25 protein-coding genes and 1 tRNA gene are annotated in these 25572 nt (G+C 69.2%); 9 read left to right on the top strand and 17 right to left on the bottom strand.

Annotation, left to right across the window (positions count from 1 at the left end; genetic code table 11):
- Positions 1–132: 132 nt before the first annotated feature.
- Positions 133–214 (bottom strand) — tRNA-Tyr (locus tag C5E05_RS18370).
- A 124-nt stretch (positions 215–338) separates the two neighbouring features.
- Between C5E05_RS18370 and C5E05_RS18365 the strand changes: the two genes are divergently transcribed.
- Together C5E05_RS18365 and cls are read left to right on the top strand one after the other, a co-directional pair.
- Positions 339–827 carry a YajQ family cyclic di-GMP-binding protein gene (locus tag C5E05_RS18365; protein ID WP_104307651.1) on the top strand — a complete coding sequence of 163 codons (489 nt, stop codon included), beginning with the start codon at positions 339–341 and terminating at the stop codon, positions 825–827.
- A 62-nt stretch (positions 828–889) separates the two neighbouring features.
- Entirely contained in the window at positions 890–2404 is a 1515-nt protein-coding gene (gene cls / locus C5E05_RS18360; protein ID WP_104342757.1) for a cardiolipin synthase, read from the top strand.
- Between the two features lie 261 nt (positions 2405–2665).
- Here cls and C5E05_RS18355 read toward each other — a convergent pair whose 3' ends face one another.
- The 3 genes from C5E05_RS18355 to C5E05_RS18345 all read right to left on the bottom strand — a co-directional run bounded on the left by C5E05_RS18355 (position 2666) and on the right by C5E05_RS18345 (position 6012).
- Positions 2666–4030 (bottom strand): FAD-dependent oxidoreductase, encoded by a 1365-nt coding sequence (locus C5E05_RS18355; RefSeq protein ID WP_104342746.1) that lies wholly within the window; start codon positions 4028–4030, stop codon positions 2666–2668.
- A gap of 51 nt (positions 4031–4081) precedes the next feature.
- Positions 4082–5179, bottom strand: coding sequence for a polyprenyl synthetase family protein (locus C5E05_RS18350; RefSeq protein WP_104243415.1), 1098 nt, complete (start codon positions 5177–5179; stop codon positions 4082–4084).
- Positions 5180–5283: 104 nt separating this feature from the next.
- Positions 5284–6012 (bottom strand): class I SAM-dependent methyltransferase, encoded by a 729-nt coding sequence (locus tag C5E05_RS18345; protein ID WP_104243417.1) that lies wholly within the window; start codon positions 6010–6012, stop codon positions 5284–5286.
- A 75-nt stretch (positions 6013–6087) separates the two neighbouring features.
- On the opposite strand from C5E05_RS18345, the gene C5E05_RS18340 reads away from it, so the two are divergent.
- Together C5E05_RS18340 and C5E05_RS18335 are read left to right on the top strand one after the other, a co-directional pair.
- Entirely contained in the window at positions 6088–7389 is a 1302-nt protein-coding gene (locus tag C5E05_RS18340; RefSeq protein WP_308471908.1) for an isochorismate synthase, read from the top strand.
- Positions 7386–7919 carry an ASCH domain-containing protein gene (locus tag C5E05_RS18335; protein ID WP_258064922.1) on the top strand — a complete coding sequence of 178 codons (534 nt, stop codon included), beginning with the start codon at positions 7386–7388 and terminating at the stop codon, positions 7917–7919. Before C5E05_RS18340 ends, C5E05_RS18335 begins: the two co-directional genes overlap by 4 nt.
- Position 7920: 1 nt before the next feature.
- Here C5E05_RS18335 and C5E05_RS18330 read toward each other — a convergent pair whose 3' ends face one another.
- Positions 7921–8772, bottom strand: a complete 852-nt coding sequence (locus C5E05_RS18330) for a PPK2 family polyphosphate kinase (protein ID WP_104342745.1) — start codon at positions 8770–8772, stop codon at positions 7921–7923.
- A gap of 95 nt (positions 8773–8867) precedes the next feature.
- Here C5E05_RS18330 and C5E05_RS18325 point away from each other — a divergent pair, with 95 nt between their 5' ends.
- Positions 8868–9077 carry an Rv0909 family putative TA system antitoxin gene (locus tag C5E05_RS18325; protein ID WP_104243421.1) on the top strand — a complete coding sequence of 70 codons (210 nt, stop codon included), beginning with the start codon at positions 8868–8870 and terminating at the stop codon, positions 9075–9077.
- A 39-nt stretch (positions 9078–9116) separates the two neighbouring features.
- Here the strand turns inward: C5E05_RS18325 and C5E05_RS18320 are convergent, their stop codons facing one another.
- The 3 genes from C5E05_RS18320 to C5E05_RS18310 form a co-directional block, all read right to left on the bottom strand.
- Positions 9117–9602: an acyl-CoA thioesterase gene (locus C5E05_RS18320; RefSeq protein WP_104342744.1), complete on the bottom strand. Its 486-nt coding sequence runs from the start codon at positions 9600–9602 to the stop codon at positions 9117–9119.
- 58 nt (positions 9603–9660) lie between these two features.
- Entirely contained in the window at positions 9661–11421 is a 1761-nt protein-coding gene (gene menD / locus C5E05_RS18315; protein ID WP_104342743.1) for a 2-succinyl-5-enolpyruvyl-6-hydroxy-3-cyclohexene-1-carboxylic-acid synthase, read from the bottom strand.
- Between the two features lie 82 nt (positions 11422–11503).
- Positions 11504–12073, bottom strand: a complete 570-nt coding sequence (locus tag C5E05_RS18310; protein WP_104243427.1) for a PLDc N-terminal domain-containing protein — start codon at positions 12071–12073, stop codon at positions 11504–11506.
- A 147-nt stretch (positions 12074–12220) separates the two neighbouring features.
- On the opposite strand from C5E05_RS18310, the gene C5E05_RS18305 reads away from it, so the two are divergent.
- The gene (locus C5E05_RS18305; protein WP_104342742.1) at positions 12221–12649 is read left to right on the top strand and encodes a DUF4229 domain-containing protein; all 429 of its coding nucleotides are present in this window, start codon (positions 12221–12223) and stop codon (positions 12647–12649) included.
- Here C5E05_RS18305 and C5E05_RS18300 read toward each other — a convergent pair.
- Positions 12646–13626 (bottom strand): 1,4-dihydroxy-2-naphthoate polyprenyltransferase, encoded by a 981-nt coding sequence (locus C5E05_RS18300; RefSeq protein WP_104243431.1) that lies wholly within the window; start codon positions 13624–13626, stop codon positions 12646–12648. The two genes, C5E05_RS18305 and C5E05_RS18300, sit on opposite strands and share 4 nt — an antisense overlap.
- Positions 13627–13782: 156 nt before the next feature.
- Between C5E05_RS18300 and C5E05_RS18295 the strand changes: the two genes are divergently transcribed.
- Positions 13783–15021, top strand: coding sequence for an SGNH/GDSL hydrolase family protein (locus tag C5E05_RS18295; protein WP_104342741.1), 1239 nt, complete (start codon positions 13783–13785; stop codon positions 15019–15021).
- Between the two features lie 33 nt (positions 15022–15054).
- On the opposite strand, the gene C5E05_RS18290 is transcribed toward C5E05_RS18295, so the two are convergent.
- The 3 genes from C5E05_RS18290 to C5E05_RS18280 all read right to left on the bottom strand — a co-directional run bounded on the left by C5E05_RS18290 (position 15055) and on the right by C5E05_RS18280 (position 17941).
- On the bottom strand, positions 15055–16365 hold the full coding sequence (locus C5E05_RS18290; protein WP_258064921.1) for an AMP-binding protein: 1311 nt from the start codon (positions 16363–16365) through the stop codon (positions 15055–15057).
- Between the two features lie 42 nt (positions 16366–16407).
- Positions 16408–17319 carry a 1,4-dihydroxy-2-naphthoyl-CoA synthase gene (locus C5E05_RS18285; RefSeq protein WP_104243435.1) on the bottom strand — a complete coding sequence of 304 codons (912 nt, stop codon included), beginning with the start codon at positions 17317–17319 and terminating at the stop codon, positions 16408–16410.
- Between the two features lie 79 nt (positions 17320–17398).
- On the bottom strand, positions 17399–17941 hold the full coding sequence (locus C5E05_RS18280) for a hypothetical protein (protein ID WP_104243437.1): 543 nt from the start codon (positions 17939–17941) through the stop codon (positions 17399–17401).
- 107 nt (positions 17942–18048) lie between these two features.
- On the opposite strand from C5E05_RS18280, the gene C5E05_RS18275 reads away from it, so the two are divergent.
- A complete protein-coding gene (locus tag C5E05_RS18275; protein ID WP_104342740.1) occupies positions 18049–19062 on the top strand; it encodes an o-succinylbenzoate synthase in 1014 nt (337 codons plus the stop codon).
- Here C5E05_RS18275 and ccsB read toward each other — a convergent pair.
- From ccsB to C5E05_RS18250, 5 genes are read right to left on the bottom strand one after another with little or no spacing between them, the layout of a single operon-like run.
- Positions 19047–20138, bottom strand: coding sequence for a c-type cytochrome biogenesis protein CcsB (gene ccsB, locus C5E05_RS18270; protein WP_104300480.1), 1092 nt, complete (start codon positions 20136–20138; stop codon positions 19047–19049). The genes C5E05_RS18275 and ccsB overlap by 16 nt on opposite strands.
- A complete protein-coding gene (locus C5E05_RS18265; protein ID WP_104300478.1) occupies positions 20135–21946 on the bottom strand; it encodes a cytochrome c biogenesis protein ResB in 1812 nt (603 codons plus the stop codon). Before C5E05_RS18265 ends, ccsB begins: the two co-directional genes overlap by 4 nt.
- Positions 21930–22784 carry a cytochrome c biogenesis CcdA family protein gene (locus tag C5E05_RS18260; RefSeq protein WP_104342753.1) on the bottom strand — a complete coding sequence of 285 codons (855 nt, stop codon included), beginning with the start codon at positions 22782–22784 and terminating at the stop codon, positions 21930–21932. The genes C5E05_RS18265 and C5E05_RS18260 overlap by 17 nt, the downstream gene beginning before the upstream one ends.
- A gap of 53 nt (positions 22785–22837) precedes the next feature.
- Positions 22838–23476: a TlpA disulfide reductase family protein gene (locus tag C5E05_RS18255; protein ID WP_258063382.1), complete on the bottom strand. Its 639-nt coding sequence runs from the start codon at positions 23474–23476 to the stop codon at positions 22838–22840.
- Entirely contained in the window at positions 23473–24120 is a 648-nt protein-coding gene (locus C5E05_RS18250; RefSeq protein WP_104243445.1) for a histidine phosphatase family protein, read from the bottom strand. The genes C5E05_RS18255 and C5E05_RS18250 overlap by 4 nt, the downstream gene beginning before the upstream one ends.
- A 117-nt stretch (positions 24121–24237) precedes the next feature.
- On the opposite strand from C5E05_RS18250, the gene aspS reads away from it, so the two are divergent.
- A complete protein-coding gene (gene aspS, locus C5E05_RS18245) occupies positions 24238–25548 on the top strand; it encodes an aspartate--tRNA(Asn) ligase (protein WP_104243447.1) in 1311 nt (436 codons plus the stop codon).
- The last annotated feature ends 24 nt before the right edge of the window (positions 25549–25572 follow it).

Below are 25572 nucleotides of genomic sequence, written 5' to 3'. Positions count from 1 at the left end.
GGGCGGGGGGGGCGGTTGGGGGGGGGGGGAGGAGGGGGGAGGGGAGGGGGGGGGCGGGGATGGGGAGGGGGATGATCCCGGAGACGCAAATGACGCGAGACATCTCGAAGATGTCTCGCGTCATGGTGTTCGTGGCGAGTGAGGGATTCGAACCCCCGAATGCTGAGCAGTCTGATTTACAGTCAGATCCCTTTGGCCGCTTGGGTAACTCGCCAGTGCACAGCGCAAAGCGCAAACGTGCAGGCTAGAGACTACCGACTTCCACCCGGTTTGTCGAAACGACCCGACGAACCGCCACGCTCGCGAGATTGTCGGCGGGCCTCGCTACCATGGACGGCATGGCAGATTCCTCGTTTGACGTCGTTAACAAGGTCGACAAGATGGAGGCGGACAACGCCGTCAACCAAGCGCAGAAGGAGCTCGAGACGCGCTACGACTTCAAGGGCGTCGGCGCCTCGGTCGATTGGTCTGGCGAGAAGCTCCTCCTCAAGGCCTCCAGTGAAGAGCGCGTGAAGGCGGTGCTCGATGTCCTGCAGACCAAGTTCATCAAGCGCGGCTTCTCGCTGAAGACGCTCGATGTCGGTGAGCCCTACGCCTCCGGCAAGGAGTACCGCATCGAGGCCTCCCTCAAGGAGGGCATCGACCAGCCGAGCGCGAAGAAGCTCACCAAGCTCATCCGCGACGAGGGCCCCAAGGGCGTCAAGGCGCAGATCCAGGGCGACGAGCTCCGCGTCTCCTCGAAGAGCCGCGACGACCTGCAGGCCACCATGGCACTGCTCAAGGCCGCCGACGTCGAGGTCGACCTCCAGTTCGTCAACCGCCGCTAGTGCCACCCGGGGTCGCAGGCGGCCGCGCCGGCTACGACCCGAGCACGGCCGTCGGGGCGCTGATGCCGTGGTACCCGGAACTCGGTCTGACCGGGTTCTGGTTCGGGCTCGTCGCCACCATCTACGTGCTCATCATCGTCACGGCAGTGGTGGTCATCCCCCGCAACCGACGGCCCACGACGGCGCTCGCCTGGATCATCACGATCGTCCTCATCCCCTACGCCGGGGTGATCCTGTTCTTCCTGTTCGGCACCAACCAGCTGCCGACGAGGCGGCGGCGAATGCAGGCGCAGGTCGACGGCATCATCCGCGATGCCACCGACCAGATCGCCCCGGCGGAGCGCGCCATCACGCACCCCTCCTGGTTCGAGCAGGTCACGAAGCTCGGTGAGCACCTCACCGCGATCCCCCTCGCCGACGGCAACCGCCTCGAGCTCCACGGCAGCTACAACCGCTCCATCAGGCGCATGGCTCGGGAGATCGACCAGGCGGAGAGCTACGTCAACGTGCTCTTCTACGCCATGAGCCACGACGACGCCACGGCCCCGTTCTTCGATGCCCTCGAACGCGCCGTGCAACGCGGCGTGAAGGTGCGGGTGCTCTTCGACCACATCGGCTCCATGCGGTACCGGGGCTACAAGAAGATGAAGCAGCGCCTCACCGAGATCGGCGCCGACTGGCACCGCATGCTCTCGCTGTACCCGTGGGAGGGCGGCATGCAGCGCGTCGACCTGCGCAACCACCGCAAGCTCCTCGTCGTCGACGGACGCACCGCGTACCTCGGCTCGCAGAACCTCATCTCCCGCGACTACCACCGTGGCCCCAAGCCCGGCACCGACGCCCTCAGATGGAAAGACCTCATGCTCCGCATGGAGGGCCCCATGGTGACGGGGGTCAACGCCGTCTTCATCTCCGACTGGTACGCCGAGACGGAGGAGCTGCTGACCGACGTCTTCGAGAACGACCCCGTCACCCCCGAGCCCGACGAGGCGGAAGCAGAGATCGAAGCGGGCGACCAGGAAGACGTCTTCCCCTGCCAGCTCGTGCCGAGCGGGCCAGGCTACGAGAACGAGAACAACCTCCGCCTCTTCAACCAGCTGCTCTACGCGGCCCGAGAGCGCATCGTCATCGTCAGCCCCTACTTCGTGCCGGACGACTCGCTCATGTACGCCATCACGACGGCCGTGCAGCGAGGGGTGAGCGTCGAGCTCTTCGTCGGTGAGATCGCCGACCAGTTCTTCGTCTTCCACGCGCAGCGCTCCTACTACGAGGCGCTCCTGAGGGCCGGAGTGAAGATCATGCTGTACCGGCGCCCGTACATCCTCCACTCGAAGCACATCACCTTCGACGACTCCGTCACGCTCATCGGCTCCAGCAACATGGACATGCGCTCCTTCACGCTCAACGCCGAGCTCATGCTCATGGTGCACGGCGAGGAGTTCGTGAACCGGATGCGCGAGGTCGAGAACGGGTACCGGCAGCGCAGCTACGAGCTGACCCTCGAGGAGTGGCGGCAGCGACCGATCCTGACGCGCGCGCTCGACAACGTCGCCCGCCTGACGAGCGTCATCCAATAGGAACCCGCTCGAAGTCGCGTTTCTCGATCGAGGCCACCCGGACGATCGAAAGTACCTTCAGCCGACGGCGAGCTCCCCCAGTTTCGCGCCGCGGTCAGAACGACCGATGCGACGCGGCTCAACCGCCGGCTGAAGTCTGTGCCCCGGACCATTCTCGCCCGGGAATTTCTTCCGCTCTCTGCGTGTACTCCGAGCGTACGAGGTGAACCGTCATTCCGCTATGGGGAGAACTCCCCTCCTCCTCAGGTGGGGGTGGAACCCCTATTCACCGCGGGAAATGCGCGTCATCTCCTCGCGGTCCACGACCTTGATCCGCTCGCGACCAGCCGCCTCGCCGAGCGCGAGCTCGTGTGCATCCAGACGACGCCAACCCTCGAGGTCAGTGAACCGCACATCACGTGACTCGAGGAGCTCGACGACGGAGGCTTCGCTCGGGTCGGCCGGAGTCCACCAGTTGCCCTGGTCGGCGACGAGGTGCGTGACGGTCTCGAGCGCATCCGACTTGGTGTGCCCGATGAGGCCGATGGGGCCGCGCTTGATCCACCCGGTCGCGTACATGCCGTTGACCTGCTGGTTGTCGTCGTCCCACACCTGACCCTCATGGTTCGGGATGACGCCGTGGTGCTCGTCGAAGGGAACCCCGGGAAGCGGCGAGCCGAAGTACCCGATGGCCCGGTAGACGGCCTGCACCGGGTGCTCGATGAACTCCCCAGTGCCCCGCACGCCACCCTCGGCGTCGGGCTCCGTGCGCTCGATGCGGATCGCGCGCACACGCTCGCCATCTGGCCCATCCTCGGTGAGCACCGCATCCGGCTTCGAGTAGAAGTGAAGGTGCAGGCGCCGCGATGCGGTGAGCTCGCGCTCGCCCCGCCACTTGCCCATGATCCGGCCGATGACCATGAGCTGCTTGTTGGTCTTGGCGAGCTCGGCCGCGGCTGGGTCGCGATCGAAGTCGTCCTCGTCGACGATGATGTCGACGTCAGGGATCTCCCCGAGCTCGCGCAGCTCCAGGGGCGTGAACTTCACCTGCGCAGGTCCTCGACGCCCGAACACGTGCACATCGGTCACGGGGCTCGCCTCGAGCCCGTCGACGACGTTCTGCGGCACCTCGGTGGACAGGAGGTCCTTGGGGTGCTTCGCGAGCATGCGGGCCACGTCGAGCGCGACGTTGCCGTTCCCGATGACGGCGATCTCCCGCGCCTCGAGCGGCCAGGTGCGCGGCACGTCGGGGTGCCCGTCGTACCAGTTCACGAAGTCGGCTGCCCCGAAGCTGCCGTGGGCGTCGATGCCGGGAATGTCGAGGGAGGCGTCGCGGATGGCCCCGGTCGAGAAGATCACCGCGTGGTAGTGCTGCTTGAGGTCGTCGAGCGTGATGTCCTTGCCGAACTCGACCCCACCGAAGACCCGCATGACACCCGACTCGAGCACCTCGCGGAGGGCGTTGATGATCCCCTTGATGCGGGGGTGGTCAGGGGCCACGCCGTACCGGACGAGCCCGTACGGCGCCGGCAGCTTGTCGAACAGGTCGATCGAGAGATCGAACTGCCGCTCCATCTTCTGCAGGATGTCTGCCGCGTAGATACCGGCTGGTCCTGCGCCGACGATGGCAAGGCGGAGCGTGGTCACATGTCCTCCAGAGAAGGGGTCAGGGGGTGAGCTGTCTCGCGAACAGCTCGGTCAGCGGTCGCGGCTGACGACCTCCGCGGCGAAGCGCTCGAGGGCGTTCTTCGCGGGGCCGGCCTTGACCGGCCGCAGCGCCTCGACGGCGAGCGTCACCCAGTTCTGGGCCTCGTCGACCGTCAGCTGCGTCACGCGGTGCTCGCGGAGCTCGCGGATGATGCCCGAGATCTCCTCCTCGCTCGCGCGAGTCTCCTCGGGCTGCTCGTTGACGCCGGCGACCCTGGACCGGATGCGTTCCAGCAGGTCGCGGCTCGCCTCGTCGGTCGCGGCCTGGCGCTCGAGCAGCAGCACAGGCAGCGTCTCGACGCCGGCTCGCAGATCCGTGCCGGCCAGCTTCCCCGTCGCGTCCGGGTTCTGCTGCAGGTCGATGACGTCGTCGGCGAGCTGGAAGGCGACGCCGACGCGCTCACCGTACTCGGCGAGCGCCGAGACGACGGACTCCGGTGCGCCGGACACGATCGCGCCGAACTGGGCTGCAGCGGAGATGAGGGAGCCGGTCTTGTCCGCGAGGACCCCGACGTAGTGGTCGATACGGTCCACATCCGCGGCCGGCCCTGTCGTCTCGCGCATCTGGCCGAGCACGAGCCGCTCGAAGATCGTCGCCTGCAGGCGAACGGCGCGCAGGCCGAGCTCAGAGAAGAGGAGGCTCGAGCGGGCGAACAGCAGGTCACCGGCGAGGATCGCGATGGAGTTGCCCCACTGCAGGTGCGCGGCAGCGACGCCTCGACGCAGCTCCGCCTCGTCCATGACGTCGTCGTGGTACAGCGAGGCGAGGTGGGTGAGCTCGACCGCGGCAGCCGCGGTGATGACCTCGTCCGAACCGGGGGTGTCGCCGAACTGCGAGGCGAGCACGGTGAGCATGGGACGCAGGCGCTTGCCGCCGGCGTTGAGGAGGTATCGGGCGGTGACGTCGGCGATCTCGTCGGCGTACTGGACTTCGTCGCGGAGGCGGGTCTCGACCGCGGCCAATCCGGCGTCGAGGCGCTCGCGCAGCACGTCGGAGTTCGGACCGTCGAAGAGGTCGTCGGTTCCGCCCGGCACCACAGTGCTTCGCGCCTTCCGGCGCTGTTCGGTCTTGGGGAGCTCCACGCTCATGTCTCCTGGTGGTTCAGGTTCTCCGCTCGAGGGGGTGCCCTCGGGCGGACTTGGTTGGGGGGTTCAGGCCGGCGCCCTGCCGGTGCCTGCTGGCTTGCTGCTCCCTAGCTCGGGACGCTGCCGGAGTCGGCGAGCGGGACGAATCCCTTGTGCAGGGCGACCACACCGGCGGTGAGGTTGCGGTACTTGACCCGCTCGAAGCCCGCCTCGCGCAGCCAGGACGCCAGCTCACGCTGTGCGGGCCAGGCGATGATCGACTCGTTCAGGTAGGTGTACGCCTCGGGGTCGCTGCTCACGAGCTTCACGATGGTCGGCATCGCGATCTGCATGTACGCGCGGTATCCCGTGCGGATGAGGGCCTGCGGCGGCGTGGAGAACTCGGCGATGACGAGGCGCCCGCCCGGCTTCGTGACGCGCAGCATCTCCTGGAGCGCGACCTTCGGCTGCTGCACGTTGCGCAGGCCGAAGCTCACCGTCGACGCGTCGAAGGTGTTGTCGTCGAAGGGAAGCTTGGTGGCGTCGCCCTGCACGAAGTCGATGTTCGGGTTCGCGCCGTGGATGCGCTTGCCCTCCTCGATCATGCCCGCGGAGAAGTCGAGGGCGGTGACCTTGGCGCCCGCGTCGGCGAGGACCTTGCTGACCGTGCCCGTCCCCGCTGCGACGTCGAGGATCTTCTCGCCGGGCTGCGGGGCGATGGCGTGCCGCGTCTGCACGCGCCAACGCGCTGCGTTGCCCATGCTCAAGATGTCGTTCGTCTCGTCGTATTTCTTGGAAACACGGTCGAACATCGACGACACTTGCTCGGGTCGCTTGTTCAGGTCGGCTTTTGTCACCAGATCATCCTACGTTGCGGCGCACGTCTCGCCCTGGCCGTGTTCCAGTGGATTGCTGGGGATAGTCTTGCCGTCGTGCCAGCTGTGATCCTCCCCCGCCTGCGCGCACGGACGATCGAGGTCCCCGATCCGGGCGATCTCCTCCGTTTCGCGTCGTCGACCTCCCCCCTCGTGTGGCTCCGTCAGGGCGATGGAGTCGTCGCGACGGGGAGCGCGTGGCGCGGCGAGTTCACAGGTGCGACGCGAATCCCGGACTCCGCCGCCGCCTGGCGGGACGTCGTCGGGGCGGCCGAGATCGACGATGTCGCCCAGGTGACGGGCTCTGGCCTCATCGCGTTCGGCGCGTTCGCGTTCGCCGCCGAGTCGGGGGCGCGCAGCGTCCTCGAGGTTCCCGAGCTCGTCGTGGGGCGTCGAGGTGCGCGGTGCTTCGTGACGGCGATCACCGCCGACGGCTCGACTCCGGAGCCGCGCCTCCCCGACGCTGCACCTGTCGGCGACATCGACGCCGCGGCGGTGCTCACGGACGGCCTGATGTCCGGCGACGAGCACCGACGCGCCATCGACCGAGCCCTCGACCTCATCCACACCGGCCACCTCTCGAAGGTCGTGCTGGCGCGCGAGCAGGTCGGCTCCCTGCCGGAGGGCGCCGACCGCCGCCGCCTGCTCGCGAGGCTCGCCTCCGCGTATCCGGAGTGCTGGACCTACGCCGTCGACGGACTCACGGGCACGAGCCCGGAGACGCTCGTGCGTGTGCTCGAGCGGCAGGTCTCGGCGCGGGTTCTCGCCGGCACGGCCCCCCGCGGCAGCGACGAGGAGGCCGACGCGCGGGCCGAGGCGAGGCTGCGGCACAGCGAGAAGAACCTGGCAGAGCACCGCTTCGCCGTCGAGAGCGCGCTCACCTCGCTCGCGACCCTCGACACGCACGACGACCCGGGCACGGGCCTGACGAGCAGCCGCGTCCCCTTCACCCTCAAGCTCCCGAACCTGTGGCATCTCGCGAGCGATATCCGCGGCACCCTGCCTGCGGGAGTGACGGTGCTCGATCTCGTGGATGCGCTCCACCCGACGGCGGCCGTCGGCGGCACCCCGACACCCACGGCCCTTGATGCGATCCTCGCCCTCGAGCCGTTCGACCGACAGCGCTATGCCGGCCCAGTGGGCTGGGTGGGCGCTGGCGGGGATGGCGAGTGGGCCGTCGCCCTGCGCGGTGCCGAGATCGACGCGAACGGGTCGATCACGGCGTACGCGGGCGGCGGCATCGTGGCGTCCTCGGACGCCTCGGACGAGTACCGGGAGACGCAGCTGAAGTTCCGCCCCATCGTGGAAGCGCTCCGCGGCGACAGCACCGGCGGGCCGGACGAGAAGGACTCGCGATGACAGAGGCACCCAACAGCAACGCGGCCCTCGGCCGCACGGAGCTCCCTGAACTCGACCGCGCCGCGGCCGCCGCGATGTGGGACGCCTACCGCGCCGCCAACCCCGGTGCCGCCGCCGCCGCGCCCGAGTACTCGGTCGAGAACTTCGGCGACAGCGTCGAGCTCGCCGATGAGCTGCTTGCCCTGGTGACGCACGGACCGAAGCGCGCTACCGCCGCGCTCGTCGAGGAGTTCGCCGAGGAGGGCGAGCTGCTGCCCCGCATCGGATCGCACTGGATCGCGTGCGATGGCCGAGGCAGGCCCGTCGTCGTCATCCGCAGCACGGAGCTGCGCGTCGGCCCCTTCGACAGCGTCGACGAGGCCTTTGCCTACGACGAGGGCGAAGACGACCGGAGCCTCGAGAGCTGGCGCCGGGAACACCAGCGCTACTGGGAACGCACCCGGGCCGCGGTCGGTCGCGAGTTCACGTCGCAGCACGAGGTCGTCTTCGAGCGGTTCGGCGTAGTCTGGCCGCCCGAGCTCGCAGACTGAGCTACGCGCTCTCGGCGAGACGCCGCTTCTCGGCCTCGACGTCGAAATCGGCGGCGGGCCACTGCAGGTCGAAGCCGCGCAGCGCATCGAGCAGCAGGCCCTTCACCACGAGGCGGGAGAACCACTTGCGATCGGCGGGCACGCAGTACCAGGGCGAGGTCTCCGTCGATGTGCGCTGCAGCGCGATCTCGTAGGCCTCCTGGTACTGGTCCCAGAGCAGGCGCTCGTCGATGTCTCCCGGGTTGAACTTCCAGTGCTTGTCCGGGCGCTCGAGCCGTTCCGCGAGGCGCGCGCCCTGCTCTTGTTTCGAGATGTGCAGCATGACCTTGATGAGCTTCGTTCCGGATGCGGCGAGCTCGTTCTCGAAGTCGACGATGGCACCGTAGCGGCGCTCGATCTCCTCCGGCGGCGCGAAGGAGCGGACCCGCTGGATGAGCACGTCCTCGTAGTGGGAGCGGTCGAAGACGCCGATCTTGCCGGCGGCGGGCAGCTGCTTGCGGACGCGCACGAGGAAGTCCTGCTCGCGTTCCTCGGCCGTCGGCGCCTTGAATGAGGCGATCTGCACGCCCTGCGGGTCGACGCCCCCGATGACGTGACGCACGATTCCGCCCTTGCCGGACGTGTCCATGCCCTGCAGGAGCAGCAGCACGGACGGCGCCTCGAGACCCGCCCGCGAGTTCGCGAACATGCGCTCCTGCAGCTCCGCGATCTCGTCGTCGTGCTCGGTGAACAGGGTTGCGGCGTCGGCTTTCTTGCCGGTGAATCCAGGGGTCGAGCGGGGGTCGAGCGCACCCAGATCGAAGTTCTCATCGACGCGCAGCACTGCAGCGTCTTCAGTGGTGAAGTGAGGCATGAGGACAGGCTAACGCCACCCGCCGACGCTATGCTCTGCTCGCGCGAACAGCTTTCGCGACGGAGCGAAAGCGGCGCCCAGCAGAGGAGAAGCACATGGGCATCGAGAACATCACCGGCAAGGCGCAGGAGTTCCTCAAGGACCCGCGAGTCACCGAGGCGCTCAAGAGCGAGAAGGCCGAGGACATCAGCGACAAGATCCTCGACGGCGTCGCGAACGCCGCCCAGAAGGCGACCGGCGACAAGTTCACCGATCAGATCAAGGGTGCGCGCGACGCGGCGGACAAGCAGGTCGGCAACCAGTAGCCCGATGCCGCAGCGCCGCCGCCGCTCGGAGCGGCGGCGCTACTGCCCGACGCGGGGAACGGCGATCGTGCCGGTCTGCGGATGCGTGGTCGGCATCCGGTCGCGCGCGTACGTGATGCTCGAGTACCCGTGCGGCACGGGGTGCCCGTCATCGCCGAGGCTCACGAACACGATCTTCTCGATCGAGAGGATCGTGCGCCGTGTGATCATGTTGCGCACGACGGCGCGCATCGTCATCGACGTGCGACCGAAGTGCGTCGCCACGAGCCCCATCTCGATGAGGTCGCCCTGCTGCGCGGACGCCTCGAAGTTGATCTCCGAGATGTACTTGGTGACGCAGCGGTAGTTGCCGAGCTGGATGATCGCGTAGATCGCGGCCTCTTCGTCGATCCACCGCAGCAGGCTCCCGCCGAAGAGGGTGCCGTTCGCGTTCAGGTCCTCCGGTCGCACCCACTTGCGGGTGTGGAAGTTCATGTCTCCCTCGGCGGCGGCGCGCGTCTCGGGGTTGGGGGATGTAGGGGCCATCGTTCCTCCGCTGCTCAGGCCGGACAGTGCACGGCTAGCATATGTCCTGACATTTCACTCAGCCTCGCTGCAGAGGCACCTCAATGAGGACGCGCTCGTGCTCCCGAGAGACGAGCGCGCGCTCCAGCTCGGCACGTGTCTCGACGCGCAGGTAGCTCCAGCCGTAGGCCCTCGCGAGCGACTCGAGGTCGACCGCGGTCGGCGTGTACAGCACCCGTGCGTGCGCGGCGGAGGCGGCCGTGCGAGCCACCTCGAGATCGTCGAAGATCGTGCCCCCGCCGTCGTTGCCGACGATGAGCTGCACGCGGGGCGACCACTCGCCACCCTGTCCGACGAGCAGCGAAGAGGCGTCGTGGAGGAAAGTGAGGTCGCCGATGAGCGCACGTGTCACGCCACCCTGGGCTGAGACGGGGCCGGCGAGCTGGCTGCCAACGGCGACGCCGAGCGTCGTCGCGACGGTGCCGTCGATGCCGGCGAGCCCCCGATTCGAGTGCACTCGCACGGGCTTGCCCGGCACATGAGCATCGAGCACCCTGATGAGGGTGGATGCGCCGAGCACAAGCCGGTCGTGGGGCCAGGTGGCGCTCCAGACGGCCTCGACCAGCATCCGCCTGTCGACCTTCATGCGCGCGACGGCGAGTTCCTGCCTGGCGAATCGGCTCCGCACGGCCTTGTCGCTCGAACGCGACGCCTCGATGTCTGGCGCTGGCGGCTGCTCCGCTGAGGCCGTGACGATCTCCCGACTCGCGAGCACCCACTCGCGCAGCCAGGAGCGCGACTCGGCCCGGGACTCGGCGTCGCCGGCGGAGACGGGATGCACGCGCACGGCCTCGACGTGCGCAGCGACGGCGCGGCCGGGGTTGTATGGCTCGCCGCCCGTCGAGCCGACGACGACGGCGTGCACTCCCTCGCGGGCGATGAGCTGGGGAATCTCGCGGCTGAGCGTCGGATGCCCGAACACGAGGACCCGCGTGACAGCATCCCGGAGATCCGGCCGAGGGGAGCTCACGCCGAGGAGCTGTCGGTACGCGAGCACGAGGTTGCGGCCGTAGCGCGAGCCGCTCGACGCCTCGGCGATGAGCGGCCAGCCGCCGGCGTGGGCGACCTCCTCGGCCACCGGGCCGGCGCCAGCCCCGGCGATGACCAGCGTGCGCTGCCACTCGGCCGCGTCGACGTCGAGGACGTCATCCGCATCGCTGGCCTGGCTGACCTCGGCGACGCGGTCGCCGCCGGGAACTTCGCCCGGGTCGACGCCCTCGGCCCAGGCTTCGAGCGATGGGACGGCGACGCTCAGCGGGTCGCGGAAGGCGAGGTTCAGCTGCAGCGGTCCGGTCGTGGATGCGGCGCGCAGCGCGAGGCGCTCGGCCTCCGCCGACTCCGCGGGTGCACCCGTCGGCGCATCCACCGCCTCGTGCACGATGTTGGGCCCGAAGATCCCGGGCTGCGTCGTGGCCTGGTTCGCCCCGATGCCGAGCAGCTCCTCCGGCCGGTCTGCGGTGACTGCGACCAGGGGGACCCCGGCGTGGAACGCCTCGAGCATTGCGGGGAGCAGGTTGGCGACGGCGGTCCCCGAGGTGGTGATGACGGGCACCGTGCGGGCGGTCTCAGCGGCCAGACCGAGGGCGAAGAAGCCGGCCGAGCGCTCGTCGATGCGCACGTGCAGGCGAACGGCGCCGATTCGCTCGAGCTCGGCCGCCACGAGGGCGAGGGCCTGCGAGCGCGAGCCGGGGCAGACGACCAGATCGGTGACGCCGAAGCGCACGAGGGAGCCCAGGAAGTCCAGGCTGAAGTCAACCGCCGGGTTGCCGGTGCGCGGCATGCTCGCCCCGGGTGCAGGCGCACGCGACTCAGCGCCCACTGTGGGGCGCTGGGAGTTGGAGGCTTCGGTGTGGGTGTGCCGCTCAGGCACGGGGCGACCCGTCGCCCTGAGTCCAGTCGTCTTTATGCTCGATGGGCTCTTCGTGCTCGCCGGGCTCGTCGTCGTTGGCTGCCGGCTTCTCGTGGCCCTTGCGGGACTTCTTGCCGCCAGACTCTGGCTTCGTGGACTTGTCCGACTTCTCGCCGGAGGACGCCTCGTCGTTCGCGTCCTCGAGGGCCGTCGCAACGCCACCCTCCGAGACCGGGCCAGTGGGGGCCGCGGCCGGGAAGTCGACGTCGTCGAGAGCCTGCAGCTCCTCCTCGAGCTTGCGGATGCGCTCATCGCTGTCGGACTCGATGCCGATCGAGCGCAGGAACGTCTCGTCGTCGTCCGGGGTGGTCTGCACCGGCTTCGCGGCTGCCGCGTTGCCGCGGACCTTGCCGAAGAAGAGCCAGAGGAGCGGACCGACGACGGGGACCAGCAGCACGACCACGACCCAGACGGGCTTCGGGAGTGCGCGCGTGCGCTTTGCGTCCGTCATCGCGCAATCGACCACGGCGAAGATCGTCACCGCGACGACGATGACTGCGGCAGTAATGAGGAGGCGAGACATGGTCCCCCGAGGATACGCGACTTGCCTCCGCCCGAGCTGGTGATGCCTTCGCCCTCCGCGAACCGTGCTCGGCGCGAGTACGGGGCGGACACCGGGCGTTCAGGGAGTCGGTGAGGCGCGCATCCGCCTCGCTCGTAGAATTGCGGGATGAACTCGAAGCGCGCCTGGCTCGTCTACTCCGTCATCAGACTGCTCGCGTTCGCGATTCCGTTCGCGGTTGTCATGCTGGCCCTGCCTGCCTGGCAGTGGAGCTGGCTCGCGGGAGCTCTTGTCGGTGCCATCATCAGCGCCTGCATCTCGGTGATCTTCCTGCGCGGCACCCGCCAGAAGATGGGCGACGACCTGCAGCGCCTCAGCGAGCGCAAGGACGCGCGCACCGCGGACGACAAGCTCGAGGACGCGGCCCTCGACGGCGAAGCGGGCCCCACTTCGACCGCCGCTGCCAAGCCAGACGTCGATGCAGCTCCAGACGCAGACGCAGACGCAGACGAGCTCACCGCACCCGAGCAGGCGGACGCCTCAGCCCACGCCGATGAGCCGGACGCTCCCGAGAGCACCCGACCGAGCGTCAGCTAGCGCACGTACCCGCTGAAGACGATGCCGAGGCCGAGCAGCAGGGCGTAGGCCAGCGTCGCGAAGCTCGTCAGCATCAGGGCGAGGATGAGCTCGCGCGGCTTGCGGGCCGTCGACGCGATGAGCACGGCCGGGGCCGCCAGCAGCAGGGCGAAGAAGGTGAAGACCGCGTTGCGGTACGCGATGGCGAAGAAGATCGCGAGGACAAACGGTGCAAGCGTGAAGACGCCGAACAGCCACCGCGACACGACCGGACCGACGAGCACGGCAAGCGTGCGCTTGCTCGCGAGACGGTCCTGCTCGATATCGCGGATGTTGTTGACCATGAGCACCGCGCACGCGAAGAGGCCGATCGCCGTCGCCATGATCCACACGTTCGTGGAGACGCTCCCGATCTGCACGAACGTCGTGCCCGCGGTCGCCACGAGACCGAAGAAGACGAACACGAACACCTCGCCGAGGCCCGCGTAGCCGTACGGACGCTTGCCGCCCGTGTAGTACCAGGCGGCGACGATCGCGGCGGCGCCGACGGCGAGCAGCCACCAGTGCCCCGAGGCCACCACCAGGAAGAGGCCGGCGAGGGCGCCGAGGCCGAAGAAGATGAACGCGACGAGCCTCACGCGCTTCGGCTCGACCAGGCCGGACCCGGTGAGCCTGGCGGGCCCGACCCGGAAGGCGTCGGTGCCGCGGATGCCGTCGGAGTAGTCGTTGGCGTAGTTCACGCCGATCTGCAGGCACAGCGCAACCGCAAGGCAGGCGAGGGCGCGCACCCAGTGGTACTGGCCGGGCTCGCCGTCGACGATGGCACCGGCCGTGCCGAGCAGTACCGGGGCGATCGCCAACGGGAGCGTCCGCAGACGTGCACCCGCGATCCAGGCGCGCGCATCCAGCTTGCGCACCTCCCTCGCCTTCGGCCGTGGCCGCTGCGTGGGGTTCGCCTGCTGCTGCTTCCGCTGTCTGTTCTTCTGTTTCTGCGCCACGGAGCGATTCTAGAGGGCGGTGCAGACCCGCATCCCTGCGACGACGGCTGGCGCACCCCAGAAGCGAGCTCCTCAGCCCGTTCCCCGGTCAGCATCACGGTGGCACTATGAGACCACCACCCCCGTCCCGATCGACATCCGCTCGACAGGAGAACCATGACTGCCCGATCACGCGTGCGCGCGGCCGCCATCAGCGCTGCGGCCGCAGGCATCGTGCTGCTCGCCGCTCCCGGCGCCCTCGCGACGCCCCTCGGCGATCCGGCGGTGAACGGAGGCGCCCAGGCGCGCGCGTACGTCGCGCTGGGCGACTCGTACTCCTCGGGCTTCGGGCTCGTGCCGTTCAGCGAGGAGCCCGCCCCTGGCTGCTTCCAGGCACTCGCGAACTACCCGCACCGCATCGCCGACTCGCTCGGCCTGGCCCTCGACGACCGCACGTGCAGCGGCGCCGTCACCGCCGACATCCGCGATGCCGAGCAGGTCACCGCGTCCGGCGCGAGCGCACCGGTGCAGTCGGCGAGCCTCTCCGCAACGACCGAGATCGTCACCCTGTCGATCGGCGGCAACGACCTCAAGTTCTCGGATATCGCCGCTTCCTGCGTCGCCGCGAGCTCCCTCGGCCCCCTCGTCGCCGACCAGACCGTCCCCAACTGCCGATCGCAGTACGTCGTCGACGGAGGGGGTGTCGAGGTCGACGCCCTGAAGGACCGCATCGACTCGCTCATCGCCCCCGCGCTGGCCTCAACGTTCGCCCTCATCGCCGAGAAGGCGCCAAACGCCGACATCGTCGTCGTCGGATACCCCGCCATCACACCCGACCCCACGAACACTCCGGTCGGTGGATGCTTCTCCCCCGCCTTCACCTCGGCGGGCTACCCGGAGAACTCCTTCCCGTTCACCGACGTCGACACCGCGTACCTGCACGAGACGGAGGTCCACCTCGACGAGGCCATACAGACGGCGGCCGAGGCGAGCGGCGCCACCTTCATCTCCACATTGAAGGCGACTTCCGCGCACTCCGCATGCTCGACCACGGAGCCCTACATGAGCGGCATCACGCTGGAACCCGGTGAGGGAGGGTCGACCACGCCAGGCGCATCTCTCAAGCTCGGCGCGCTCCACCCCAACGAGGCGGGCGTCGCCTACCTCGCCGAAACCGTCGGGGCGGAGCTGCAGGCACTCCTCGAGCCGGGCACGCCCGAGACGCCGACGCCCACGCCGACAGCGACCGCCACCGAGCAGCCGACGGCCACAGCCGCGACCACGGCCACACCCGCAGCACCACTCGTCGTCGCCGGCGTGCTGGTCCTCGTCGGAGCCGGCATCGCCACGACGATCATCCTGCGCCGCCGCTCGGCCGCAACCAGACGCCCACCTGAGGACGACCCCGAGGCCTGACACGGCCCGCAGGGTTGATCGGCAACCCGGCGCTCAGCCCTCGCCGACTCCGCGGGCGAGCCCCGCGACCAGGCGCTCCAGCGATCGGCGGTCGGGCTTTCCGCTGGGCAGATACGGGATGCGCCGTGCAAGCACGAGCAGCGCCGGGCGAGCCGCGCGGCCAGCGGCCCCCGTCGCCTCGCGAACAGAGCGCCAGCGCTCGTCGCCCGCGAGGGCACGTGCGTCCAGCAACGTCGCCTCGGCGCCGGGCGGGGGCCCGCCAAGTGCCCAGCCGGAAGCCTCCACGACAAGCGCGGGCACCTGCCCCCACTCCTCGGACGGCGCGGGGACGACAACCGCGTCGGTGAGGCCGTGCAGCTGGCGCACGATGCCCTCGACCCGGTCGAGGAGCACCTTCTCACCCCCGGAGACGATGACGTTGTCGAGGCGTCCGGTCACCACGAGCCGCTCTCGGCCCGTGGTCTCATCGCGCTCGAGGCGCCCGCCGTCGCTCGTTCGATACCAGCGCTCGCCGCCATCCTCGATGAAGGCCTCCGCCGTGCGGCGCGGGTCGCCAAGGTAGCCGGCCGCGAGCACGGGACCGGCCAGCTGCACCTCACCGTCGCGGATGCGGATCCGCACCCCGTCGAGCGGCTCACCGTCGTAGAGACTCCCGCCGCTCGTCTCGCTCGACCCGTAGCTCGTCGCGACGTTCCAGCCGAGCGCCTCGGCCCGCGAGCGAAGCACGGGCGGCAGCGACTGCCCGCCGACGAGAATGGCATCGAAGCGAGCAACCACGTCCGCGACCGCAGAAGACGCATCGAGCAGGCGCGCCAGCTGAGCGGGCACCAGCGAGACGTAGCGCCGGTCGGCGGTGAGCTCCGCGGCGGCGCGCGCGAACCCTTCAGCCGTGAAGTGGTCATCGCCCAGCACGACGGGCTCCGTGCCGGCCAGGATCGACCGCATGAGCACCTGCGCGCCCGCCACGTAGGAGGCCGGCAGGGTCAGCAGCCACTGGCGAGTGGGCTCAGCTGCGCGCGCCCTCCCGAACAGCAGGTCGAAGCGCGCGTACGTCGCCGCGGCGGATGCGCGCAGCGCGTCTGCGGTGAGCATGACGCGCTTGGGCTCCGCCGTCGACCCGCTCGTCTCGATCACCAGCACGACGCCCTCCGGCACGGCGCCGAGCGCCTCGCCGGCCAGGCCGAGCTCACCCGACGCCAGTGCGCCTGCGGGCGGCTGCGTGGGCAGCACGGCAGGACCTGCACCGCTCAGCGCGCTCCGGAGCGCAGCCGTGACCGCGGACGTGTCACGCGCATCCACGCGGACCAGCGGACGCGCGCCGCCGCTCCCGAGCTCAGCACCCACGTCGAAGCCCCCGCCCCAACGAGGCGCCGGGGATCCGCGACGTCAGAACTGCCACGGGAACGGCGACCAGTCGGGTTCGCGCTTCTCGAGGAACGAATCCCGCCCCTCGACGGCCTCATCCGTGCCGTAGGCCAGGCGGGTCGCCTCGCCGGCGAACACCTGCTGCCCGACAAGCCCGTCGTCGACCGCGTTGAAGGCGAACTTCAGCATGCGGATGGCCGTGGGCGACTTCGTCAGGATCGTCTCCGCCATGCGAACAGCCTCGACCTCGAGCTCCGCGTGCGGCACGACCCGGTTGACGGTGCCCATCTCCATGGCGCGCTCCGCCGAGTACTCCTCGGCGAGGAAGAACACCTCGCGCGCGAACTTCTGCCCGACCTGCTTCGCGAAGTACGCCGAACCGTAGCCGGCGTCGAACGACCCGACGTCCGCGTCCGTCTGCTTGAACTTCGCGTGCTCGCGCGACGCGATCGACAGGTCGCACACCACGTGCAGCGAATGCCCGCCCCCAGCGGCCCACCCGGGAACGACCGCGATGACCACCTTCGGCATGAAGCGGATGAGCCGCTGCACCTCGAGGATGTGCAGCCGACCGTTGCGGGCCGAGTCGATGGTGTCGCGCGTCTCCCCGTCGGCGTACTTGTAGCCGTCGCGACCCCGGATGCGCTGGTCGCCGCCCGAGCAGAACGCCCACCCGCCGTCCTTCGGGCTCGGGCCGTTGCCCGTGAGCAGCACCACGCCGATGCGCGGGTTCATGCGCGCATCGTCGAGGGCACGCGCGAGCTCATCGACCGTCTGCGGGCGGAACGCGTTGCGCACCTCTGGCCGGTTGAAGGCGACGCGGGCGATGCGGCCCGTCAGATCCTGGTGGTAGGTGAGGTCGGTGAGCTCCTCGAAGCCCGGGACGGTGCGCCAGCGCTCGGCGTCGAAGAGTTCGGAGACGAAGGCAGTCATGCCATAACGCTATCCGACGAGCGGGCAGGGTCCTGCGGGGCGTGCACCCGCCGAGTCCGAGCCTCCGAGCGTTGCGCCGCTACCAGAGGGGCGGCGCGACGGGGAGGGTGCCGCCGTTCGCCATCAGCTGGATGATCGTGTTGCCGACCAGCCACGCGGGGGGTGCCCCGAACGGCAGTCCGAGGATGATCGCGAAGATCGCCGCACCCCTGGCGCTGTTGAAGATGATGCCCCAGAGGGCCATCGCGATCGTCAGGAAGCCCGCGATGCCGGCCGTGAGCAGCCACATCTCGATCTCGAACTTGCGGTCGATGCCGAACAGGTTCGAGGCGTAGAAGAAGACGAAGACGTCGGCGAGCACCGTGATGAGCACCCCGAGGAGCGCCCAGTGGCCGGCCGACCAGCGGCGCGGGTTGAAGGCGATCTCGTACCAGGTGCGCTGCACGAGCGAGCCGTGCCGATACTGCGGCTTCCCGTACCCGAGCCTGCCACTGCCGCCCGTCGAGACGACCCGTTGGGGGCGGTGCCCTCCAGAGCCGGAGCTGACGAGGGCGTCACCGAAGTCCTCGTCGGCCGGCGGAGGGCTGAAGCGAGGTGCGGGGCTGGAGAGGTTCGTAGACATAGGAGTTTGCGTCCGGCATGACCGATCGATGCCTCAGCCTAGCGCGATCCGCGCCGAACGTCCCCAGCCGGAGAGACCTTCCCGGGACCGCGCGAGACAATGGCGGCATGCAGCTGCCCGAGATCGACGAGCTCCTCGACCGCACGCACATCGTGACGCTTCCCCTCGTGACCCGATTCCGAGGGGTGGATGCACGCGAGGTGGCGATCATCCGCGGCACCGTCGCGTGGAGCGAGTTCTCGCCGTTCCTCGAGTACGGCGACGCGGAAGCCGCGAACTGGCTGCGCGCCGCGATCGAGTTCGGCTTCGATGAGACCCTCGAGCGTCACGCGGAGGGCGAGATCTGGGTCAACGCGACCGTGCCCGCCGTCGGGGAGGCCGCGCTCGACGGCGTGCTCGCGCGCTTCGACGGCTGCCGAACGGCCAAGGTCAAGGTCGCCGAGCGAGGGCAGACGCTCGCCGACGACATCGCCCGGGTGGCCGGCGTGCGCGAACGCCTCGGCGCGGATGCGCGGCTGCGCGTCGACGCGAACGGCGGCTGGTCGGTCGACGACGCCGTCACCGCTCTCCGGGCGCTGGCCCGCTTCGGCCTGGAGTACGCGGAGCAGCCGTGCGCGACGACGGCCGAGCTCGGCGAGCTCAGGGGCCGTCTGCGGGACGCTGGCATCGAGGTGCCCATCGCCGCCGACGAGTCCATCAGGAAGGCCGATGACCCCCTGGAGGTCGCGCGCCTCGGCGCGGCTGACGTGGTCGTCGTGAAGATGCAGCCCCTCGGCGGGATCCGCCGCGCGGTCGACATCGTCGCGTCTGCCGGGCTTCCCGCGACCGTGTCGAGCGCCCTCGATTCCTCGGTCGGCATCGCGATGGGAGCACAGCTCGCCGCAGCCCTGCCAGCGCCGCGCCACGACGCGGGCCTCGGAACGGCGTCGCTGCTCGCGGAGGATGTCGTGACCGAGCCGCTCCGCCCGCGCGCCGGGCGCATCCCGCTCGCCCCCGTCACGGTCGACGAAGCCGCGCTCAAGCGGCTCGCCTCCCCTGCCGAACGGCAGGAATGGTGGAGGGAACGGCTCCGCAGCTGCCATGCCCTCCTCGCCGGAGGGTCTGCTCAGATTCCCGAGTAGGCGTGCAGTCCCTTGAAGAACACGTTGACGACGCCGAAGTTGAACATGACCGTCGCGAAGCCCGCGATGGCAAGCCACGCCGACGGCGTTCCGCGCCAGCCACGCGTGGCACGAGCGTGGATGTAGCCCGCGTAGACCACCCAGATGATGAAGGTCCACACTTCCTTGGTGTCCCAGCCCCAGTAGCGGCCCCAGGCGCGCTCAGCCCAGACGGCCCCCGCCATGAGGGTGAAGGTCCAGAGGATGAAGCCGATGATGTTGATGCGGTAGGCGAGGTTCTCGAGGCGCACCGCGTCTGGCAGCGCCGAGAGGAGCTTGAGCTTCGTGGGCAGACCGGCACGCACGCGCGCAACTCGACGAGTCTGCAGGAGCTGCGCGGCGCTGAGGCCCGCGCCGATCGCGAGGCAGCCGGTCGCGAGCGACGCGACGAACACGTGGATGACGAGCCACACCGACTGCAGAGCGGGCGCAAGCGGCACGACATCGACGTAGAAGCCGAGCGTGGCGATGCCAAGCGTGATGACGGTGAAGCCCGTGATGAAGGTGCCGAGGAAGCGCACGTCGGCCCAGAAGCGGGCGAGGAGGAAGACGAGCACGATGAGGAGCGTCGAGGTCATGGAGAATTCGAACATGTTCGACCACGGCACCCGGTCAGCGGCGATGCCGCGGAGGGTGGTCGCCGCGAGGTGCACGACGAACGCGGCGATGGTCAGCCACATCGCGATGCGCAGCGACGGCGTCGCGCGGGTGTCGCGCCAGGCGTCGCCCGACTCGGTGCGCGTGGACGCGAGAGACACCGAGCTCGCGGGGTCCTCCGTCGTGTAGCTGGCCGGCTCGGACACGTCGCGGTCTGCCGCGACGCCGTCATGCGCGGCTGCTCCTGCCGGGGCTGCCGCGCCGACGAGCGCATTGCGGCGCGCGGCGGTCGCTCCGACCGCCGACTGCCGTTCGGAGCGTTCGGCTGCGCGTGCGCTGCGACCGGCCAGGTCCATGGCGAAGGCGATGAACGCGATCGAGTACACCGCCATCGCGACGTAGAGGAGCAGGTTCGACCAGCTGGACAGCGTTTCGATCATGGAGCTTCCTGAGTGGGAGAAGAGGCGAGCGCCGCGCCTTGGCTGCCGGCGCCAGATGGTGAGCTTTGGGTGGCCTCGGGGCCTTGAGGTGCCCCGGCGGCGCGGGCCGGCGACGCAGGTTCCGCTAAGCCTACGATCTTTCTCGTGTGGGCGTCGAGGAGATCATTGACCGAGGCGGCCAGCTGCGGGTCGTCTCCACGTGCGAGGCCCGCGTACTCGACGAGCACGGTGCCGTCGGAGCGGGTCGTGGCCTTCACCCAGAGGCGGCGCCGCGGCACGAGCAGTGACGTGAAGAGGCCGCCGATGATGAGGATCGCGAAGATGAGCACCGGTATCTGTGTCGGGTCCTCGTGCACGTCGAAGGACGCGTAGCGAGGAACCTCGCCGAGCTCGATCGTGCCGAGGCCGTTCGGCAACTCGGCGGTCTCACCCGGCCGGAGCTCGATGGGCTTGAAGTCGAGGTCGCGAGCCGCGATGGGCGTGAGCGTATCCGTGTCGAGCGTGTACACGGACCTCGGGACCCCGTCGTCGAGGCCGAGGTCACCCGAGTAGACGTTCAGCGTCAGCATCGGGTCGCGGAGGTCGGGATGGTTCGAGGTGAGCGCACCCGACTCGAGTTCGACCGCTGAGGGGTAGAAGAAGCCGAGCATGCCGATCTGCTCGTCGAGCCCATCCGGGACCTTCACGACGCCCATGGAGGTCAGGAAGGCGTCCTGCGGGAGGAACGGGACGAAGTCGGAGAAGACCTCGTTGCCGTCCGGGTCGCGCACCGTGATCTCGGGGGCGTAGCCGTTGCCGAGGAGGTAGCTGTCGGTACCGGCGAAGCGAAGCGGGTCGTTGACGCGCACCGTCTCGGTCTTCGGCTCGCCGCCCGGAGTGTTGACGGTGACGTTCGCCGCGTAGTCGGTGGCCTGCCCGATGGCGTTCTGGTTCTCCTCCTCGTACGTGATGTCGAAGGAGTCGAGACGCATCGAGAACGGCGCGAGCACGTCCGGCGTGAAGAATCGTCCCGGGTTGAACGACGAGTAGCTGACGAGGCCGTTCACGAACGTCTGGCCCTCGACGAGCACACGCTGCCCGGACCAGGTGAAGCCACCGCCGATGCCGACGGCCACGATGATGCCGACCATGGCCGAGTGGAAGACCAGGTTGCCCGTCTCCCGCAGGTAGCCGCGCTCCGCGGACACGGAGATGCCGCGCTTGCCCTCATCGAAGATGACGGTGCGGTACTTCTTGTCGCGCAGCAGCTTGGCGGCCTCGTCGATGACGGCGCCGCGCTTCGGGTCGAGCGACGAGTCGAGGACCTGCGTGGAGTAGGCGTCGAGCCGCGAGAGACGCGCGGGAGTCTTCGGCGGCTTCGAGCGCAGCGCATCCCAGTGGTGCTTGATGCGCGGGATGATGCAGCCGATGAGCGAGACGAAGAGCAGCAGGTAGATCGCCGTGAACCACGGGGAGCTGTACACGTCGAACATGCCGATGTCGTCGAGGAACGGGGCGATGTCCGGGTACGTGTCCTGGTAGACGATGACCCCGTTGGGGTCGCTCGAGCGCTGCGGCACCAGCGAGCCGGGCACGGCGGCAATGGCGAGCAGCAGCAGGAGGAGCAGCGCGGTGCGCATGCTCGTGAGCTGACGCCAGGCAGTGCGAAGCCAGGCGACGAGCGCGGATGCGCGGCCGGGCTTCTTGATGTCGCCCGGCTTGTTCGGCATGCTCGCGCGCGCGGCGCCTGATGCGGTCTTCTTCGGTTCGCGGTCGCGGGCTTCGAAGCCGTCCTTCCCCGCGTCGAAGTGGTCAGAGGGCCGGGACATAGCCGCCGATCGTCGCCGCGAATGCGGACATGAAGTGCTGCCAGACGCCGATCACCATGAGCAACCCGATGAGGATGAGGATGCCGCCGCCGACGAGGTTGATGGTGCGGATGTGCTTCCGCACCCAGTTGATGCCCGTCGTCACGCGGCCGATGCCGAGCGCCACGAGGATGAACGGGAGGCCGAGGCCGATGCAGTAGAAGAACGCGAGGAGCGCTCCCCGGCCGGGGGAGGCGAACTGGTAGCTGAGAGAGTTGATCGCGATGAGCGTCGGCCCGAGGCACGGAGCCCATCCGACGCCGAAGACGATGCCGAGAAGGGGCGCTCCGAGCAGGCCGGACGGCGCGAACTTCATGCGCGCGGTGCGCTGCATAAACGACACCTGGCCGATGAACACGACGCCCATGACGATGACGACGACGCCGAGCACCCGCATGATGACGCGCTGGTACTCCATGAGCCAGAATCCGAGGAGCCCGGAGGCCGCCCCGGAGAGGACGTAGACGACGGTGAAGCCGAGCACGAACAGCGTCGCGCCGAACGCGACTCGGCCGCGTCCGGTCGTGAGGCGGGCGAGGAGGCCCCGCTTCGCTTCGGGCTGGTCGGCGGGTCGCGATGCGCGTGAGGAGGACTCGGCTGCGGCTGCGGGACCCGAGTGCGCTCCGACGCTCTGGCGAGCGGGGACCTTGGCCGGCGCATCCTGTGCCACTGCGCCGACGAGCCCGAGGTAGCCGGGCACGACCGGCAGCACGCACGGGGAGGCGAAGGAGATGAGGCCGGCCAGGACGGCGAGCGGGATCGCGAGGAAGAGCTGGCCGCTCACGATCGTCTCGCCCACCGCGCTGCCGGGGGCGATCGCCGCCAGCGCGGAGGAGGCGAGCAGGGGGGTCGTCACTTGCTGCTCTCTGCGAGCGTGTCGGTGATCATCGAGTTCAGGATCGAGGGGTCGATCGGCCCGCGGATGACGGAAGCGACCCGACCCTCGGCGTCGAGCACGAGCGTGGACGGGATGGCCTGGGGAGGCACGTTGTCGGCGAAGGCGAGTCGCACACTCGCGTCGTCGACGTCGAGGATCGACGGGTACGTGATGCCCTGCGTCTCGGCGAAGGTCTTGGCGGTCGCCGCCTGGTCGTAGATGTTGACGCCGACGAACTTCACGCCGTCGTCTTCGTGCTCTTCCCAAGCTGCCTGCAGGTCGGGGGCCTCGAGGCGGCAGGGCGGGCAGGAGGCGTACCAGAAGTTGACGACGGTGACGGAGCCCGCGAGATCCTCACTGGAGAGCTCGTCTCCGAACTCGGTGACGCCACCGAACTGGATCGGGTCCTGTCGTTCGCCTGCTGGGAAGATCTCGTAGCTGCCGTCGCCCGCGACGTAGCCCTGATCTCCCCCGGCGGCGTAGTCCTGGGCGAGCGGCTCGTCTCCGGAGCAGGCGGCGAGCGCCAGCATGGTGGCGACGCCCGCGGTCGCGAGGGCTGCACGGAGGGTTCGGGGAAAGCGCGACGTCTTCACGCTCTCTGAGCGGATGGTCACACGGCTCCCTCATCGGTGGCGGCGCCGAGTTCGTGCGCCGCCGGTTCGCGGTAGTCGGCTTCCACGAAGCCGGTTGCGGGGTGGTACTCCAGCGTCGTGATGCTCGAGAGCGAGCACCGCCGGTGCTTCGGGTTGTGCGCGAGCGGCTCCTTCGAGAGCGCGCGGTGCACCATCCAGATCGGCAGCTGGTGAGAGACCACGATAACATCGCCGCCATCTGCGAGCTCGGCCCCGTCGAGCACCGCCTCTCGCATGCGGGCGACGATGGACTTGTACGCCTCACCCCAGCTCGGGCGCAGGGGGTTCACGAGCTTCGGCCACGAGCCAGGGCGACGCAGGGCTCCGTATCTGCCCGTCATCCGTCGCCCCTCGAAGGCGTTCGTCGGCTCGATGACGCGCTCGTCGATGACGGGCTCGAGGCCGAACAGCTCGGCGATGGGTGCCGCCGACTCGCGGGTGCGCTGCAGCGGGGAGACGACGAGGCGGGTGGCGGGCACGGCCCTGGCGTGCAGGTCCTCGGCTGTGACGCGCGCCATGCGCGCGCCGAGCTCGGAGAGGCCGAAGCCGGGGAGGCGCCCGTAGAGGAGCCCGTTGGGGTTTTCGACCTCGCCGTGGCGGACGAGGTGGATTCGCTGTGCCGCCATGCGCTCCAGTCTACGAACCGCCACCGACACTGCGGCACAGGATGCGCATCCGCACCCCAAGCTGTGCCTTGTTGTCTTCCCGCTCGCACGCGTCTGCGCCTCGGGTACCCTTGCGAGGTGACTGATCGCGCCCTCATCTCCTCCCTTTCCACGCTCGAAGACGGCCCCGTGCTTGTGCAGGGGTGGGTCGATACGGTTCGAGACCAGAAGAAGGTGCAGTTCGTCGTCCTCCGCGACGAGAGCGGCGCCGTCCAGCTCGTGAACCCGCGCGCCGAGGGCCGCGAGGCGATCTCCGACACGATCTCCGCGCTCGCCCAGGGCAGCTTCATCTCCGTGCGCGGCCAGAAGAAGGCCGACGAGCGCGTGAAGCTCGGCGGCCTCGAGGTCAAGGTCGACGAGATCGTCGTCGAGACCGCGGCGCTCCCCGAGACGCCCATCGCCGAGGACACGTCGATCGACAAGCGCCTCGACTGGCGTTTCCTGGACCTGCGCATCCCGCGCAACGCCCTCATCTTCCGCATCCAGACGACGTTCGCGCACGCGTTCCGCACCTACTGGGTGGAGAACGGCTACGTCGAGCTGTTCACCCCGAAGCTCATGGCCTCGGCGTCCGAGTCGAAGGCCGAGCTGTTCAAGGTCGACTACTTCGACACGAGCGCGTACCTCGCGCAGAGCCCCCAGTTCTTCAAGCAGATGGCGATGAGCTCGGGCCTCGGCAAGATCTTCGAGATCGGACCGGTGTTCCGCGCTGACCCTTCGTTCACGTCGCGCCACGCGACCGAGTTCACGGGCATCGACGCCGAGGTGAGCTGGATCGAGTCGCACGAGGACGTCATGCAGATGCAGGAGCAGCTCATGGTTGCCGGCCTGCAGGCGGTCAAGGACGCCCACGGCGAGGAGATCAAGGCGCTCTTCGACGTCGACATCGTCGTTCCGTCGCTGCCGTTCCCGCGCATCCCGCTGCTGGAGGCTCGAGAGATCGTCGAGGCCCGCGGCCACAAGCTCGAGCGCAACGACCTGGACCTCGACCCTGAGGGCGAGCGCCAGATCGCGGCGCACGTACAGGAGACGTTCGGTCACGAGTTCGTGTTCCTGACGGACTACCCGGCTTCGATCCGGCCGTTCTACCACATGCGCCACGAGGGCGACGAGTCGCTCACGAAGAGCTACGACCTGATCTGGAACGGCGTCGAGATCTCGACGGGGGCTCAGCGCGAGCATCGCGTCGACGTGCTCGAGGAGCAGGCGAAGCAGAAGGGCATGGAGGTCGACGAGCTCGGCTTCTACCTCGACTTCTTCCGCTACGGCGCACCGCCCCACGGTGGGTTCGGCATGGGCTTCGCGCGCATCCTGATGCTGATGCTGCACCAGACGACGCTGCGCGAGGTCACGTACCTGTTCCGCGGCCCGAACCGCCTGCAGCCGTAAGCCACCCGGCAGCCTGCCCTGCCG

It is taken from the genome of Pseudoclavibacter sp. AY1H1 (genome assembly GCF_002931055.1).
Lineage (GTDB): Bacteria > Actinomycetota > Actinomycetes > Actinomycetales > Microbacteriaceae > Pseudoclavibacter.
Note: the sequence above shows the minus strand (reverse complement) of the source record. Positions and strands in the feature narration are given on the sequence as shown.